Origin of the sequence: Gracilibacillus sp. YIM 98692 (assembly GCF_010993965.1) — a bacterium.
Lineage (GTDB): Bacteria > Bacillota > Bacilli > Bacillales > Amphibacillaceae > Gracilibacillus.
Genome location: NZ_WIXM01000009.1, coordinates 31,032 through 49,547, shown reverse-complemented (window position 1 = coordinate 49,547; position 18,516 = coordinate 31,032). Strand labels below are relative to the sequence as shown.

The following is an 18,516-nucleotide window of genomic DNA, read 5'->3' as shown; positions in this document are numbered from 1 at the left end:
TCTCTCCATTAATCATTTCGATTATTATTAAATAGTAACCTTGTTTTCAAACTTAACATTGATGTTCTAACGAATATTTTAAAATTCATCTAATTATTATCTTTTATTAAGTCTTGAAAAATCCATTTTGAGTCTAACAAAACATCCTTAAATGAAATGATACAGGTGAGAACCCACCTGCATCATTTATAACTAGTTTCCTAATATGTTTCGTTGCATTTGTAAATGACGCTTGGTCATTCCAAGTGCATCATCTGACGCTTCATACTCTGACATGATATAACCGTTAAAGTTAGACTCCTGAATAATTGGTAGAATATCTCCGTATGGAATGCTCGCTTCCTCCAGGTTTTCATCGATATAATGAAATTTCCCATGGAAGTAAATCACGTGAGGCATGATTTTCTTTAGCCCCTCAAAATCTGGTTCATGTGAGAATTGTACAAAACCATACATACCATTAAAGGCTCCCATAACAGGGCCATTTGCCCCTGCATCCTTTAAGCGTTTTGCTGCTTCCTGCCTTGGAACACCGTCATAACGTAATTTAGCTGCTAATTCTAACAGTTCTAAAGGTGCACCATTTTCAAGCGCTTGATCCCAATAAATTTTATTCGGTCTTGTCGCAAAACATCCAAAGTCAGGTACAAATCCAATGTATTCTGATCCTGATTTCTCAATAACCTCCAAGTACTCTTGCATCTTTGGAGATGTCGGATATTCCGGATTATGGATTTCCACTCCAACTTTTACACCATAAGCTTCTGCATAGGGAGCTAGTTTCCCTATGGCTGATGGTGACAATAAATATTGTGCCCGCATCATCTTACAGCCTAATTTATTTGCTGTCTTCAAATCAATAATCGTTGATTGTAACATTTCTTCTTCAGTCAAATCTCGATCAGATCTTAAGCCTCGATCTGTATTTGCGCCGTAAGAAACAAAATCGACACCATATGCATCTGTCATTGACTTTATTTCACCTAAGACTTTATCAGTAGCATAAGGATAAGATCTTAACATGGTAGTTCCTACTAGTTCAAATCCTTCTGCACCCATTTCAGCTGCCGAACGGATACAGTCTTCTAAAGAGAGAATACCTTTGACATAGTCCGTTGAAAAACTAAATAATGAAACACCTAATTTTATATCACTCATTTGGTTTCTCCTCCTTTCCTTACTCTTTCACTGTTAATGTTTTGCTACCACACGCATCTAATAATGCATAGTTCAATCCTTCAGCGTTTCCTGGAATCGGCATATAAGGAATACGTAGCATGAGTGTTAGGCTTATATGATGTTCACCAGGTTCTACACCTCCAGGCGTATAAACTTTAATCGTAGCTGCGTCTGTTACTCTCCAAAATTCGGAAATGAGATTTGGTAATTGACTAACCGTAAATTCTTTATCGTTAAGTGTGAACGTAAAATTAGTTGCATCTATCTTATTACCATCAACTGTAAAGGAAAGTTCTTCAATACAAGATAGATAATGTCCTCGATAATTACTCAAACGAATCTGAAATTCATATCCTATTTTCTCCCCGTTAACATACGTTTGCTTTAAACTATCATCGACAACTGCATCGACAAAAGGCATTTTTAATGACACTGCCATGTGATCTCCTCCTTAGTGCGTTGCTTTTTAAGCACGATCGCTAAGTACTACTTCTTTCCCTGTTTCAGCCGCAGTATAAATCGCATCTAAGATCTTTGTTACTACAAATGCTTGTTCTGGTTTCACTAATGGTTCTTTATCATTCTTAACTGCATCTAACCATTGTTTTGCTTCTAACACTTCTGGTTTGTTTGATCCACCTTCAAAGAATGCGATGTTTCCTAAAGGAGAGTTTTTCTCTGCTACTAACATACCATTATGAGCAGAGTTATAAATTAGCTCATTCTCCTGATAGCTCATCCCTGCATTGATATGTGCTCCTGATTTTGTACCACAAAGCGTTGTTGCAGCTTCTTTTGACTCTACTACATTTAATGCCCAAGAGGATTCTAAGAAAATTGTTGCGCCATTTTCCATTTTAATGTAACCAAATGCTGAATCTTCTACTTCAAATGTTTCAGGATCCCAAGGACCAAACATGTTTCCTTCTGTTGCTTCTGGCAGGTTACCTAATTTATGAAATACAGAACCTGAAACAGAAACAGGTTTGTAATTATCCATTAGCCATAATGTAATATCAAGTGCGTGGGTACCAATATCGATTAATGGACCACCACCTTGTTGAGATTTATCCGGGAATACACCCCAAGTTGGTACGGCACGGCGACGTACAGCATGTGCTTTTGCAAAATAAATATCGCCAAGCTCATCTTTTTCGCAAGCTTTATGAAGTGATTGTACTTCTTCACGGAAACGGTTTTGGTAAGCAACGGTGAATTTTTTACCGGATTTTTTCCAAGCATTCATCATTGCTTGCGCTGCTTCAGTGTTGTGTGCCATTGGTTTTTCACACATGACGTGTTTACCAGCTTCAAAAGCAGCAACCGTAATCGGACTATGAGACACGTTTGGCGTTAATACATGAACAATATCTATAGATTTATCTTTTAAAAGTTCGTTATAATCTGTGTACACCTTTGCGTCTTCCGTACCATACTTTTTCGCTGCTGTTACTGCACGTTCTTCAACAATGTCACAAAATGCTACCATTTCACATTCATCTTTAAAACTAGATAATGCCGGAAAGTGTTTGTTATTTGCGATTCCACCACAACCGATGATACCAATTCTTAATTTACTCATTACTTATTCACTCCAATTTTCTTATTTTTTATTGTTAAAACTTTATAGTAGAATTAACTATTTACATAACACGATCACACGAAAAATTGACTCAGATAGTTTTTACTAATTTTAATTGAATCCTTTTTGGACTGAAGCGAATCTTCAAATGCTTTGTCTTCCACTTCAATAACTGCGGCTCCACGGTAGCCAATATCGGTCAACGCGGATACATAACGCGCCCAATTCACATCGCCTAAGCCAGGTAGTTTTGGTGCTAAATATTCCAATGGGGTAGCCATAATGCCAACATCATCTAACTTATCTTCATAGACTTTGATATCCTTAAAGTGGATATGGAACATACGATCTTTAAATTCATATAACGGCTTAATATAGTCCATTTGTTGCCAAATAAAGTGGGATGGATCAAAGTTTAAACCGAAGTTCTCATTCGGCACCAATTCAAACACTTTTCTAAAAATCGCTGGTGTCGTCATTAAGTTTTGCCCACCTGGCCACTCATCATTTGTAAATAACATCGGACAGTTTTCGATGGCAATTTTCACACCTTTTTCTTCCGCGAAATCAATAAGTGGTTTCCACACCTTAACCATTGTCTGTAAGTTCTCATCAATCGTTTTACGCTGATCTCTCCCAATAAATGTGTTTACTAGATTGACATCAAGCTTAGATGCAGCTTCAATACATTTCTTAATATGATCTACATAATAGTTACTTTTTTCTTGATTACCGTCTAGTGGATTAGGGTAATAAGCAATGCCCGAAATGGCTACGCCTCTATCCTCTGTATAATTTTTGATGTATTCGACATCTAAATTGTCTACATCGATATGTGTTACTCCAGCATATTTTCGCTCTGCTTTACCTTTTGGCCATGCACATAGTTCCACACAGGAAAAACCATTTTCTGCCGCATATTCTATTACTTCTTCAAAGGTACATTCAGCTAGAATGGCACTATTGAAACCCAGTTGCATAGTTCAACTCCTCCTATTTCAAATATATCCAGTTATATTGATTTCGCTTACATAATTAATTTTAACCTGTATTCATTTTTATTCCTTTTCAATAATTAACTCTATACCTGTAAATTTTCGTCACTTTCAATATCCTTTAATAAATCCCACTCACGAAGATTAAATATCTACATATTATTATTAACCAATAAAGTGTGATTCCTATCAGTAGGGGTATTTAACTCTTTCCCAGCTGATTTGGTATACTGTCCAATAATACGTGAGAAATAAAGAACCCTGGTAGTAGGAATTAACTATAATTCCTACTACCAGGGTTAACTGTTACTTATTTTAGTTTAATAAATAATTACTCACCTATTAACAAGTTAAGTTCATATAACCTTACTTCATGGGGTTGAAGTTGGGCATGCAATACTACGCTGTTTTTTTTCACAAAAGTATAAGTTACCTTCATGTAAGGTGTACAGATCTGTTTCAAATATTCAACTTCGTCTCTTTTCATGTCAGAAACTGCTCCAAAATTTAACCATTCATCTAGGACACTTCCATGGAGGCGATTTTGAACAATCTCTTTAACACGGTACTTCCCATCTGATACGCCCTGTATTTCTAGAGAAAGGTTTAAAGGTTCTGCATCCTCAAAGATATCGTATTGTTCATTAACACCTGCACTTGCCTCGGGATGCAAGTAATAGGCGTAGTTAAAATGCTTATAATTAAAGAAGAGAACTTGGTATCTATTGTCGAACTTTTTAGTTATAATATAATTCTTACCCTTACCAACTATTGAATCACCTAATTGGTTCATCAAACTAAAAGCATGGTAACTTGGTTTCTTTATTCCACTTTTAGTAAGTAATCCAGCGCCACCATGCAGAACATTTTTGGAATCTCTGAAATCACTAAAAATATCTGAGAGCAGCCAATATCCTACCATATTTATCTGATGTTGATTCACATTGTCAACCAAGTTTTTAACTATATAAGAGGCCTTAAAGCAACTATCATTTAGGTAATCTCTATTTGATATTGAAATGTTCCATTCCGTTATATTAAGCTCAAGATCAACAAGCCCTGCCTTTTTAAGAGCCTTCCTTATCATAACAAGCTTATTCTTTACAAAATCAGGATTAGCAGATTGCATATTTTTTATAGGAAGTCGATTGTTTCCCCAATCTACCTCTATCGGGTAGATATATACGGAAAGAAAATCCGGCTGTAATTCCTCCAATTTCCATTTCTCTAAAAAAAAGGAGAGTCTATCATCATCTAAATCCATAGGCAAACCACACCCTCCAACTTTAGCTGAAGGAACAATCTCGTTAATATTTTCTTTCAATGTATGAAACAGATTAAAATAATCTTTAAATTCACTATGGCTAAACTGAAGGTTACTATTAACGTTTTCTTTATTAGAAGTCCTTAACGGATCACTATGCTTATTCCAAATCTCAAAATACCATGTCTCTACTTCTTCAATACCGTATCTTTCCCTACAATGATGTAAGAAAGCCCTTATAAGGTTGGTCCATTCTTTTAAAGTCCTTTCTCTACATGATTGGATAATTAATGTCTTTTCAGTTGATTTTGATATAATTTTAGGTTTTGGTCCTAGTTCAATAAAGGGTTTGATATTATTATTTAGAAGAAAATCTATTAACTTATTAATACTAGAAAAATTATAAGTGATTGTATAATCATATTCATCTTCTACATGCATGTCATCACTAAATATCCCCCAAAACCTAGCAAATTTAAATCCAATATCATTCTGCAAAAGTTTAACTTGCTCCTGCATATCTGAATTTAAAATATCTTTTGCATAGCCTAAATTTATCAACTTATTCCAATATTTATAAAGAGTCTTACTTTCTCCAACCTTAACAATCTCTGGTTTTATAAACTCTGGGGTGTCAATACTAGTTTCGTTAAGTTCTGTGTTGGTATTTAAGTAATCACGCAATTCTTTTTCTGCTTTATCACTTTTTTTTGTCAATTCTTTAGTCACTTGATTTTCTTCTTTTTTTACTAATTTAGAATTTTTCTTTCTATATTCACTCGGTTTCATATTATAATATTCATAAAAAATTCTATTAAACGCTGCTAGGTTTGGAAACCCGTTATCTAAAGCAATACGAGTAATGGTTTCATTAGAGCTTAATAAATCGTCTACTGCATGTGCAAGACGTATTTCATTTAAGTATTTAGAAAAGGTCTTTCCAGTTTGCTTCTTAAATATTTTAGATAGATAAGGACTAGATAAAAAATGAAAACCAGCAACTTCATCCAATGATAATGGTTCTCGATAGTTAGTTTGAATATATTCTATTATTTCTGTTAACCTATCACTCTGTCCTTTACTTGTTATTGAGTTTTTCACTTCTAATTGGTTTCTATTTATTAAATAATTTTTAAGAATTGAAATTAATTTATAAGCCTTTTCAAGAAATTCGACTTGTATATCAACTCTTTGTTGTACAAATACTGATAACAACTCTTCAATAGCCAACCTTAATTTCTGATCAAAAGAATGTTGTTTTTCAGATGAATTACAAGAGAACATAAGATTCTTTTGTTCTAATAGTAAGCTTAATTCATAATAGTTAAAATGTAGTAATACAAATAAGTTATCACTGTTCGATATAATAGAATGTAATTTATTTGAATTGATTAATAGAAAATCAGATTTATTTAACTGATAGTTATTATTATTGAGATTAACTTGTAAATTACCTTTGATCACATAAATTAATTCAATTTCTCTATGGGCATTTTCAAGTTTATTTTCATTATTAATCACCGAGATATTTACAATTTTTGAATCTTTATCATATTGGGGAAGTTTGTTCATATTCAATTCTCTCCCTCATAAAAATCATATTTATATAATCACACAAAGATAATAGTACGTATAAATATTAATCTACCAATTAATTGTATCATAATAAAAGAAAATAAGGCTAGAAACCAATAATAAAAGCTTCTAACCTTTTATGGAACTAATTAATACATTATATGCCAGTCCCACGCTTATGACATATTGCAAGTTATTATTTCCCCTTCATTATCTTTCAAATGAAATAGATTTATTTATTCTGCTAGACTCAAAGGCTGCTTCCATTACAGCTAGTACTCTTCTTACTTCAGTTAACTTTATTTTTAATTCTGAGTTACCATTTAATACTTCGACAATATTTTTATAAAAGTCTGTCCATTCTATCTCAACTGTTGGTAGTGGATCTGAATAGAGTACTCCTGCAGGTTGAGGAGCAAATTGTCGTGTAGGACCAGCAACAGTTTCAGCTATTTGTGCAGGTAGTTTATTTAACAACTTACTAGTTCTCATAATTTCCCCATCACATGCAAATGAATTGATAACCATTGTTCCTCTATTTCCTGCTGCTAACCATCTAGGCTGATATTTCAGGACATACGTTCCCAATTCCGCGTGTGCTGTAATCCCATTATCGAATTTCATAATTACCTTGAAGTAGTCATCCACCTCATCGTTAATGATACTTTTAATATCAGCAAATACGGATATTAACTTAGCTCCCTCCATCATATGAAGAAACTGATCAATTAAATGAACTCCCCAATCATACATCATACCTCCACCATATTCCTTGTAAAGGTGCCATTCGTGTATTCTTCCATTAGCCGTATGCAACTTAGATTCAATAGTAAAAATATCACCAATTAATCCTTCATCATATGCTTTTTTCACAATCTGAAAGTCACGATCCCAACGTCGATTTTGATGTACGGTGAAAATAACATTATTTTTTTCTGTTGCATCTATCATTTCGTCCAGCTCACTTACGGTCAGTGCAACAGGCTTTTCACAAATAATATGCTTACCTGCGTTTGCAGCTTTTATTACTATTTCCTTATGCAAATGGTTAGGTACCGAGATTAATACCGTATTTACATCTTTATCATCTAGCAATGCTTCTACGTTTTCATAGGTTTTTAACCCCCGCTCACTAGATTCCTTACGCCTTTGTTCTTTTATGTCACAAGCTGCTACGATTTCAACATGTTCCACACGGATAGCATTATCTGCATGCCATTTCCCCATACCACCAAATCCTATGATCCCTAATTGAACATTCATTAAAACCTCTCCTATTCTCACTTTGAATAACTCAAAGTTTTTACTTATATATTAAATTTTATGATAATTTCTTATGAATTCCTTTTGTTTTTTTATCCTAAAATTGTTAAGTAATTAGCTATATTTCTTAAAACGCTTTAATAAAGAATAAATATAAGCATAGTATTTTTAACCTAACTTTTTTCTGAATTTATAATCGTTTCATAATACCTGATTATTTTATAAAAATACTTAACCAAGCCCTCTAGCAGATTATCCATACAAATTTAGTAAACAGTTATTATTTAAATACTCACTTGTGCTTCAATTATCCGTAAAATTAGCACTTGTTTTTCTAGTTTTTCTTTGGATAATCCATAGAGGTTCTTAAAAGAAGTGCAAACAGGAAGAGAACGGGTCGTATAAAGTCTCTAAGTATATTTCTTAAATCCCAAACTAGATGAAAATAGACCCATGATTACTCATGAGTCTGCTATGTTTATATGACAACAGTCTTATAATCTTTTAAGTCTTGATACCTTGTTAACTAATCTTTTAAAGTATTGGAAACTCCAAAATGCCTTACTTTTCCGGATTGTTTCAGCAAATCAAATGCCTCTGCTACTTCATCACGATCCATCAATGAATCTGGACGATGAAGAAGTAATATATCTAGATAATCTGTTCCTAAACGCTGTAAGCTTCCATCAACGGAATTAAAGATGTGTTGCTTGGAAAAATCATAATACTTTAAAGTCCTATTATTTCCTAATCGTAGTCCGCATTTTGTTTGCAGTACCACTTGCTCCGGAGACTAGGGCGCTCTTTTAAGACTCGTCCAAATACTTCTTCCGCTTTCCCTATTTTGTAGATGTCTGCATGGTCGAACATGTTTATTCCAATAGATAGTGCTGCATCTATTGCCTTTTCAGCTGTTAAAATATCCTCATTTGTCAACGGGGAACGATTCCAAGCTCCACCTAACCACATACATCCCAATGTTAATCTACTATTAGTTATTTTATGTTGCTCCATTGGCATAATAGACAAATTATTCCTCCCAAATCTTATATACTACATAACTACCTACCACACAAAAACTTTTTTAACTTCTTTCGGTACTAGCATCTCTCCATAAACTTGTGATTTCCCAGGAAGAACTTTATTCGTATCATTGGGTTCAATTACACAGATCCAATCTTCTTCTTTTCCACGAGTTGGTGTCTTTATTTGAATCGTTGTACGATGTTCATCTGTCTTTACTCTTTCTAACAAGTTGATTGCTTCTTTAGAAATCACATTTTCTTGAGAATAGCAGTTTCCATCTCTCGGGTTAAACCAATACATTTGTAATTGCCTTTTATTTAACTTGCTTATATCAATGACTTCTTCCCCACCTGATGGGAAATAGACACAAGCAAACATGCCATCTTTTTCTATACAAGCTTGGTTATGTTCATCCTGTATGTTTTCAAGCTTTTCATTTTGTCTTATTAATATCTCCTGACTAGGTATACATTGGCTTATATTTCTTGACTCAAGAAAATCTCGGAGTATTTTGATTTGCCATGCACCAGGGTGATCTAAAGCTTCAAACCAAGAATACTTTCTAAAGCTCTCTCTCTCTTTTTCTGATATCATTGGCCAAATGGATGAATGGCCATAGGTGTGACCAAAGGAACCCGCGAATAAACTCCAGTATGCGCGCTTTCGTACCATCCAATCTCCATGGTAATCCATCGAAGAAGAAGGTGGCCATGATGTTGGCATTTGTTCATAGGCTGGTTCTCCATCAAAAACTGGCATAGTGTTTTCTCTTTCATACTCTTTTTTTACTAACTCATAGTTTTTTGGTTCTAGCCCATGTCCCGATTGAATCATAATAAACGATATCCAAGCTTCTTTATCCGTCCAATAGGACATCGTGGAACATTCGCCTGTCTCTCGCTCAAAGCAAGTATGATACGTCATAAGAAGCTTTTGCCAGTCTGGGTCTTCAACATTATATAATAAGTCCCTATTCAGAACGCCTTTTGCAATTCCTTCAGCCATTTTCCTCCAAACATCCCTGTAATCTACACCAAGATGAATCGGCTGTCGATCACCTCCAAGACACCAAATTATATTTTTTCGACCTTTATATCGGTTTCCAATCCACTTTCCATAAAGGTATGCATTTTCTTCCGTAACAATTTTTTCCGAAAACTCATTCATCCAATTATGACCAACCACAAGCTCCCCCCAAACCGGAAGAAACAGTACATAAAATCCATACTCCTCTGCTTTATCCAGTACCCAATCTAAATACTTAAAGTATGCTTCATTTGGTGTGCTCAGATCATCCTTTATTAAAGCCTTTTCTCCAGCTGGATTTCTTATTTCCTTGTCCTGTTCCGGATCAAGCGCCACGATTTGAAGGACTGTGAATCCTTGTGATTTACGTTTTTGCATTAGAAATTCTACATCGTCCCACTTTAATCTTTGAGCGATAGTCCAAACGGTATCTGATAACCAGATAAAAGGCTTCCCGTCTTGATAGGTGAAATATCTATTATTCTTTGACACTTTTAACTTTTCCACACAATCACATCCTTCTGACCTATTATTGTTTAATTATATTAAATTCTCCTTCTAAACCTTCTTTGGAATTTGGTCCTACGTACAATTTAAATAAACCCGGCTCAATAACATAGTCCATTTCTTCGTTGTAAAACCCAAGATCTTGCATCTCAAGTTCAAATTTTACTGACTTACATTCCCCTGGTTGAAGCATAATTTTTTTGAATCCTCTTAGTTCTTTCACTGGTCTCACCCTACTTGCAATTACGTCAGCAATGTAAAGTTGCACAATTTCCTCACCAGATTGATTTCCACTATTGGTGACATCTACACTGATAATTGCTTTTTCATTCTTAGTAAATTCAGAAGATGATAAATTAAGATTGCCATACTCAAAGGTAGTATAGCTTAAACCAAATCCAAAAGGATATAATGGCTCATGGGGACCATCAATGTATTTAGAAGTAAATTTCACTTCACTAGCTGGTCTTCCGGTTCTAGGATGATTGTAGTAAATCGGTACTTGTCCTACTGAATATGGAAACGTAGCTGCTAGTTTCCCACTAGGATTATAGTCTCCAAACAGAACATCTGCGATGGCGTTCCCACTCTGAATTCCTAATTGCCATGCTTCTACAATAGCGTCTGCATGAGCAGCAACCCATGGAATGGTGAGCGGTCGACCATTGATAAGAACGACCACTAACGGCTTACCAGTTTGATGCAAAGCTTTTAATAATTCTTCCTGTCTTCCAGGTAGATCAAGTTCCATACGGCTAGAGGCTTCACCGCTCATATCAGAATTTTCTCCGACTACCGCAATAATGACATCAGAATCCGAAGCTACTTTGAGCGCGGTGTCAATATCCGTTTCCTCCTTATCACTTACGTCACACCCCTTGGAATAGGCAACTTCTGTGTCTGCATGAACGGCACCTTCAATTCCCGACAATACAGTAGTAACATCATTGGGATCACCAGTAACCGCCCATGTCCCTAACAATTCTCTTTGATTATCTGCTAATGGGCCAATAACTGCCACCTTATTTAATTTCTTCTTCAAAGGAAGGGTATTATGTTCATTTTTTAATAATACGATCGAACGTTTGGCCATCTCCCTTGCTGCTTGCACATGTTCAGGTGCAAGTAAAGACTTTTTCTCTATCTCTTGGTTGGTACGGTAAGGGTTATCAAAAAGCCCAAGATTGAATTTCATCCGTAAAACTCGTCTCACTGCCTCATCCAAAGATGCTTCTGGTATGTCACCATTCTCGACTTGCTCTGGTAAGTCTTGTAGATAAGTTCCTTGGCTCATGTCCATGTCTAATCCGGCCAGTAAAGCTTTTCTACTAGCTTCTTTACGATCTCTCGAATAGCCATGTTCTACACATTCCGCGATAGAATTCGCATCACTTACAACAAAGCCATTAAACCCTAGCTTGTCTCTTAATAGATAAGTCAATATATATCTGCTTGCTGTACAAGGTACACCATTTAGGTCATTAAATGCACTCATGAACGTACCAACTCCAGCATTTGTTGCAGCTTCAAAAGGTGGAAGGTAAACTTCATGAAGGGTTTGAGGAGACATGTCAACAGTATTATAATCACGACCACCAACAGCTCCCCCATAACCGATAAAATGTTTGGCACAAGCTAGAATTCTTTGAGCATCCGTTAAGTCCTCTCCTTGAAATCCTTTTACTCTAGCAGTCGCAATTTCGCTAGATAAATAGGTATCTTCGCCACTTCCTTCTGCTACTCTTCCCCACCTGGGGTCTCGACTGATATCTACCATAGGAGCGAAAGTCCAGTGAATCCCTGCAGCCGCAGCCTCCTTTGCTGCAATTTCTGCAGTCTTCTCCATCCATTCCAAATCCCAACTACACGCTTCTGCAAGTGGAATAGGGAAAATCGTTTTATAGCCATGAATAACATCTAATCCGAAAATCAGGGGAATTCCTAGTCTTGATTCTTCTACGGCAATCTTTTGTAATCTATTGGACGTTTCTGCTCCCGTCACCCCACCCATTGAACCGAGAACTCCACCTCTAATTTTATCTTCATGGTAGTTTCTATCTAGTTTTTGAAATTCGTCATACGAAATTTCACCATTAATTAATTTTGCGATTGTCTCATCAAATGCTCCAAATAATGATGGAACAATCTGAATAAGTTGTCCTATTTTTTCTTCCAAAGTCATTTGATTAATAAGCTCATTTATTTTTTTCTCGTAAGATTCATTAATAAAATGTTCTTTCATAGTTATCATTTCCTTTCATAATTGACTTAATCAACTAGTCACAGATATTAACCAGACAAATCCCTATCCACATTCTCATTGCCTTTCTTTCTTTTACTCCATATAACACATATGACTAGCCCACTTAATAAAATAATAGCTCCAAATACATACGGAATATCAAAATGAATATCAAATATGATTCCAGCTATCGCAGGTCCTATAATATTTCCTAAGCTACTATAAGCATTAACCATCCCAGCAGCAAACCCTTGTTCTTCACCAGCCATTTTTGATACTAATGTGTTTAGCGCCGGTCGCAGAATGGATGTAAAACCAATAAAACATATAGTCATTAGAAGAACATACCAAAAGTGTCCAGAGAGTAATACAAGGATCATTGATGCAGCTGATAATGCAAAACACCATTCGACTAACTTTATTTCACCAATGTATTTAATTAATTTATCGATAAAGAGTGCCTGTAGTAAGACGCCAAACAGAGCACCTGCAGTTAACAGGATGGAAATGTCTTTAGGAGAATAGCCATATTTCCGATCAACATAAAGTCCAAAGATCGATTCAAACTTAGCGATACCAATAGTCATAAATAGAGTAAGAATAAGGAGAATCAGATATTTTGATGTAAGAGATTTCTGAAATAAATAGAGTATACTATTACTTTCTCCCGTTTTTTTTCTAGCTTTTAACTGTTGTTCTTTTGTCAAAGGCTCGGGTAAAAATAATAAAGATATTATCGCAGCAATACCTGCAACAAGCGCAGAAACATAAAACGGAACACGAATTCCCAGTTCGGCAAGAAAACCTCCAATTCCTGGTCCTATGACAAAGCCAAACGAAAGAGCAGCTCCTAAATACCCCATTCCCTTACCTCTATCTTCTTTAGAAGTTACATCAGCCACATACGCCATATTCGCAGGAACAATTAATCCGACGCCCATACCACCAATAAGGCGGGAAAGATAAAGCATCCATAACTCAATGCCCACTGCAAATAAAAGCTGGGAAACTGTAAGTAGAGATAAACCAATGATCAAAATCTTTTTACGGCCATATTTATCTGATAGCTTCCCCCCTATTGGAGAAACGAAAAATTGCGTTAATCCCATTGCTGCGACTAGATAACCAATGTCTTTCCCACTTCCATTAAATTCCAAAATATATTGTGGCAATACAGGAATGACCAATCCAACTCCGAGTAGTGCAATAAACATATTTGTCATCAGAATTATTAAAGATAAACTTAACAAGTTAGACTTTTTCATAAATTACTTCTCCTATTCTAAGTAATAGGTAACTTATTAGACACATTTACCCAAGTGATTTTTATATAAATAAAGTGTGCTCCTTTACAGAGTCACACTTTATCTTGACAGTAATCTTTAGCATATTATCTATACAAAGTAACTCTTCCAAACATCCCTGTTGGATCAATCGGATTATGATTTAAGATGAACGGAGGTGATGGCTGATTAAATTGATCTCTATCTAACGTTGTTGCTACTTCTAACCGAATCGTGTTTCTTCCCTTTTTCACATAGTCCGCGATCTCAAACACATATGGCGGACAAATTTTCCTACCAACATATTGATCATTGATCCACAAATCCGCAGCTTCATAGATATATTCGAAAGCTAATAGCCCTTGTTCTGGTACTTCATCCAATTTAAAACTTTTCTCATATTTAATAATTCCAGCAAAGGTCGGATGCTCTTTTGAAACAGGAACCAATGTCTCCATTGTCCTGATTTCATTGAAATTTGGATATTCTTTGTTCTTTACCAAAGAATAGTTCCATTGTGCAGACAAATCATTTTGCTGCTTACATGCTGCCAATTTAGTAGACATTGGTACATAGTTTGATAGTTTAGGTAGCTCTTCTACTTTTTCAAACACTACACATGATTCATAGGGTTTTAACTCTAAATGAATCATCGATTTTCCATTATCTTTTTTAACATTTATTTTTTCAAATTTGTTATCTAATGCCTGGTATATAACAGCAGGCTCTTCAATTGATAATTCTATATCCCCACTAAATGTCTCATGCGCTGACTCATTTTGAAACATATAGATGTTATTTTCTTTAAAATAATGATAGTAAGTTAAGTCTTTAAAAGGTTTCTTCAGATTAATATCATAAATATCAAGCGTTCTAAGTTCATTCGCTAAATCTTCTAATGGCACTACCTTACATCTTTCTGTCGCTTCTAGAAATACTTTCACCTCATCTTGGTCTAACTCATTAGATATATTTTCAGGTCGATCATCGACAAATATTATCTCTAAATCTATGGCATCTCTAATAAATGCGGCTAACTCTTTCGTTATATATTGACTGTATGGAATAACCAAACAAGCAAATGATTCCCCATTTATTTTCAATTTATCTTTTTCTAATGAACCATTATAAGACTCTAAATCGTTCAAAATATCGATTGGTACAAAATCAAAGTCAATTTGATTCTCTGTAAGAGTTCTAGCTGGTTTCTGCATTTTCATATAGTTACCGGTCCATTCACTTTCACCATGATATAAAATAGCTACCGGTGCAAAGTGCGTCCCACCATTAAAAATATGACATAATCGATTCGCATAGTGCATAAGATATGAAAAATGTTTAAACTGAGGATTATACCCTTTTGCATAAAAGTGCGGGGGACAATCCATATCCGGATATTCGCGCATAGAAAAGGCATGAGGTACGAGATGGTTAATACCGCGAACGATCAAATGATCTAAAATATATCTCATATCTCTTACTCCGAGTTTCCAGCCATAAGCTCCAAATAGTTCACACATCGTTCTTCCTTGCTTCTTCGGATCAAGGTGTCCATAGGAAGATCCAAGTTTCCCTAGTGAGTAATGATAGAATTCCCCATCCCCTTTAAAAATTCCATCTCGCTCTATACCTGCGCCACCAAATGTAATTTGACCACCGATTACATCAATCCCGGACATATGTTGACCTTTTAATGCTCTAAAAAAATGACCAGCGCCACTTCCTAACCTACTGTGTTGATTATTGTCCTCTATTACATGGCCAATATATTCGACACCATGCTCCTCACACCATTGTCCCAATTGGCCACTAAAATTCTTTTCATATAAACGCGTAATAATATCCATATACGTATATCTTGTAGTCACACAGCGATTCATTTCTTCGGTATTCACCCATAAATACGGTAGGTAGACTCTCCAATTAGAACCAAACGCATTCCTTACCATCATCATTGCTTCTTCACTCCAAGGTAAGGGCATCTCTTTGCGACCAATGGATTCGTCAAAATTAAATCCGGTTGTATTTCCAAATTGTGGTTCATCAGAAAAAAAGCCTGCAAATGTATGGCCAAAGTCTTCTTTATAACGTTCGTAATGTGGTTGATACACAGCCTCAATTTGTGTATGCACTGACTCTTCATCTATCATATTTATATAGGTCGGGTTTCCACCATCTGTTTTCGTTTCATAAACGACAAATAGCCTCCAAGCGCCTTCTGGTAAAGAACATGTCATAAAACCATCTGCTACATGATGCGTTAAATCAATTGCATCCGATTCTTTAATAATTCCATCCTTCACTATTCTTGTAGCCACTACACTGATTAATATATTGTTTTTTTGTTCTTCCATATCTATCTTTTTATCTAAATCTAACCATGAGTTTTTGGGTTTTAACATTGGCGTTATATGAATAGTTACTTCGCTTTGAGCACCTAATACATCAACAAGATTATAGTTAATATAAGTTTTTTTACGATTAGGGTATTTCTCTTTTATAAAACCATTTGCATATCCAGTTGGGAAATGAGCATCATCTAATACCCAGACACGCATGTTGCGTTTCTTTGCCTCTTCCATTACAATATCCAGATCATGCCACCAGCCAGGTCCTACAAAGTCCGGATGAGGTCTCGCTTCCACACAGAGAGCTCTTATACCACATTGATAGATTCTATCAATCTCTTCTCTTATAACAACATCTTCTTCTCCCCTCATCCACAAAAAAGGGAAAATATAATTTTTACCTTCATTTTTGTATAGTTGATCAATTAACTGTTCCATGATGACCTCCAAAGTAGAATGTCTTGGTCAGACTTTTTGTAAGCATTTACCCTTTGACTGCACCACTTGCCATACCATCAATAATATATCTTTGGGCAAATAGGTATACAAGCAATACTGGCAACGTAACAATCACTACGTTTGCGAAAATAAAATTCCATTGCGAGCTATATTGCCCTTGGAAAAAGTAAATAGTTAGTGGAAGCGTAATGTTATCACTTCCTGACAAGAAATAGATTGGCATCATGAAGTCATTCCAAACCATAATAAAACTAAAAATACTAACTGTTGCTATAATAGGTAACATCATCGGAAAAATAATTTGATAAAACAAACGTAATGGACCACAACCGTCCATTAATGCAGCTTCATCTAACTCTGTAGGTAATCCCTTTAAATATTCATGCATTAAAAAGACAGAGATTGGTGAAAATAAACCAATATAAATTAAAATAACTCCTATTTTCGTTCCCGTTAATTGCAATGTTTCTAATACATAAACCAAAGGAACAATAGATGGTGTAATCATTAACCCAATTAACAGTAATCCTAATACAGCTTTACTTAATTTTGATTTGTTGCGCTGAATAACAAAAGCAACCGGCGCTCCTAACAGAATAATTAATGCTACACTAATAAAAGTAATGGTGGAACTATTTAGGAATGCTAGACCAACCCTCGCTCTTTCAAAAACCTCTATATAATTTGACCAAAGTATTTCTTTAGGTAGACTTAAATCTGGTACAGCTGCTTCAGCAGTAGTTTTGAGTGAATTCACTATCGTAATATAAAAAGGGATCAAAATAATTAAACTAAGACTTAATCCAAATACTTCTAACAATAATTTTTTTATCTTTTTAGAACCCATAACGCCTCTCTCTCTTTCCTAGGAAGATTCGAAGTATTATTGTAAACAGGACAATAATAATAAACAATAATAATTCTCCAGATACTGCTAATCCATAACGACCCATGGAGAACGCATCAAACACAAATGTGTTGATTACAACCGAACTATAACCTGGTCCCCCACCAGTTGTAACTAATACTAGATCAAATACTTTCATTCCTTGAATAACTGTAAGTATGATATTAGCGTGAAGGATGGGTGTGAGCAGTGGAAAAGTAATATTTCTAAATCGTTGCCATGCAGATGCACCATCGATTTCAGCTGCTTCATAGTACTCTTTTGAAATACTTTGAAGGCCAGCTAAGAAAATAACCATATTAAACCCTAAACCCTTCCATATATCGATCCCAGCGATAGATAGCATAACAATGTCTGGATCAATCAACCAGCCCATTGCAAGTGATTCTAAACCAATAGTACTTAACATTGTATTGATGAAACCTGTTTCTGGGTGAAGTAGTGCTTTAAAGATGACACCTGTTGCTACAAAAGTCATAAGTACAGGAAAGAAAAATGCACCTCTCAAAAAATTCTGTGTTTTTAACTTTTGATTAACTAATATCGCTAATAGCATAGCAACCGTAACTTTCACAACTACAGTAACTATCATGAAAAAAAATGTATTTGTAAATGCCCCAGACATGCTCGGGTTACTAAAAATTTCTTTGAAATTCGCTAAACCTACAAAATTAGCATCTGTTAAATTCCAATTTGTAAATGCAAAGTAGAATCCTGCTAAGGTAGGCCCCATAAAAAACAAGATGAATATAACAAACCAAGGTATTACTAACTTAAATGAATAGGTTTTTCTTCGAAGTGAGTCCATAAATTATCCCCCTTATCATTTGGAAATCTCTATTATAAAAATAGAGATTCCC

12 protein-coding genes and 1 pseudogene are annotated in these 18,516 nt (G+C 35.2%); all 13 read right to left on the bottom strand.

The window, feature by feature from the left end; all coding sequences use genetic code 11:
* Window positions 1-192: 192 nt before the first annotated feature.
* A complete protein-coding gene (locus tag GHD00_RS10310; RefSeq protein WP_163538081.1) occupies window positions 193-1,158 on the bottom strand; it encodes a sugar phosphate isomerase/epimerase family protein in 966 nt (321 codons plus the stop codon).
* 19 nt (window positions 1,159-1,177) lie between these two features.
* Window positions 1,178-1,618, bottom strand: a complete 441-nt coding sequence (locus tag GHD00_RS10305) for a C-glycoside deglycosidase beta subunit domain-containing protein (RefSeq protein ID WP_163538080.1) — start codon at window positions 1,616-1,618, stop codon at window positions 1,178-1,180.
* Window positions 1,619-1,645: 27 nt separating this feature from the next.
* The gene (locus GHD00_RS10300) at window positions 1,646-2,761 is read right to left on the bottom strand and encodes a Gfo/Idh/MocA family protein (RefSeq protein WP_163538079.1); all 1,116 of its coding nucleotides are present in this window, start codon (window positions 2,759-2,761) and stop codon (window positions 1,646-1,648) included.
* A gap of 74 nt (window positions 2,762-2,835) precedes the next feature.
* Window positions 2,836-3,741 carry a sugar phosphate isomerase/epimerase family protein gene (locus GHD00_RS10295; RefSeq protein WP_163538078.1) on the bottom strand — a complete coding sequence of 302 codons (906 nt, stop codon included), beginning with the start codon at window positions 3,739-3,741 and terminating at the stop codon, window positions 2,836-2,838.
* Between the two features lie 346 nt (window positions 3,742-4,087).
* Window positions 4,088-6,592 (bottom strand): GH39 family glycosyl hydrolase, encoded by a 2,505-nt coding sequence (locus GHD00_RS10290; protein WP_240468667.1) that lies wholly within the window; start codon window positions 6,590-6,592, stop codon window positions 4,088-4,090.
* 213 nt (window positions 6,593-6,805) lie between these two features.
* On the bottom strand, window positions 6,806-7,858 hold the full coding sequence (locus GHD00_RS10285; protein WP_163538076.1) for a Gfo/Idh/MocA family protein: 1,053 nt from the start codon (window positions 7,856-7,858) through the stop codon (window positions 6,806-6,808).
* A gap of 541 nt (window positions 7,859-8,399) precedes the next feature.
* Window positions 8,400-8,827, bottom strand: a pseudogene (locus GHD00_RS10280) (aldo/keto reductase); the annotation flags it as partial.
* Between the two features lie 96 nt (window positions 8,828-8,923).
* On the bottom strand, window positions 8,924-10,417 hold the full coding sequence (locus GHD00_RS10275) for a glycoside hydrolase family 140 protein (RefSeq protein WP_163538075.1): 1,494 nt from the start codon (window positions 10,415-10,417) through the stop codon (window positions 8,924-8,926).
* 22 nt (window positions 10,418-10,439) lie between these two features.
* Window positions 10,440-12,659 (bottom strand): beta-glucosidase BglX, encoded by a 2,220-nt coding sequence (gene bglX / locus GHD00_RS10270; RefSeq protein ID WP_205600740.1) that lies wholly within the window; start codon window positions 12,657-12,659, stop codon window positions 10,440-10,442.
* A gap of 47 nt (window positions 12,660-12,706) precedes the next feature.
* Window positions 12,707-13,924, bottom strand: coding sequence for an MFS transporter (locus GHD00_RS10265; RefSeq protein WP_163538073.1), 1,218 nt, complete (start codon window positions 13,922-13,924; stop codon window positions 12,707-12,709).
* Window positions 13,925-14,049: 125 nt separating this feature from the next.
* The gene (locus GHD00_RS10260; RefSeq protein WP_163538072.1) at window positions 14,050-16,728 is read right to left on the bottom strand and encodes a sugar-binding domain-containing protein; all 2,679 of its coding nucleotides are present in this window, start codon (window positions 16,726-16,728) and stop codon (window positions 14,050-14,052) included.
* A 46-nt stretch (window positions 16,729-16,774) separates the two neighbouring features.
* Window positions 16,775-17,596, bottom strand: a complete 822-nt coding sequence (locus tag GHD00_RS10255) for a carbohydrate ABC transporter permease (protein WP_163538071.1) — start codon at window positions 17,594-17,596, stop codon at window positions 16,775-16,777.
* Window positions 17,586-18,464, bottom strand: a complete 879-nt coding sequence (locus GHD00_RS10250; RefSeq protein ID WP_163538070.1) for a carbohydrate ABC transporter permease — start codon at window positions 18,462-18,464, stop codon at window positions 17,586-17,588. The genes GHD00_RS10255 and GHD00_RS10250 overlap by 11 nt, the downstream gene beginning before the upstream one ends.
* Window positions 18,465-18,516: the final 52 nt, after the last annotated feature.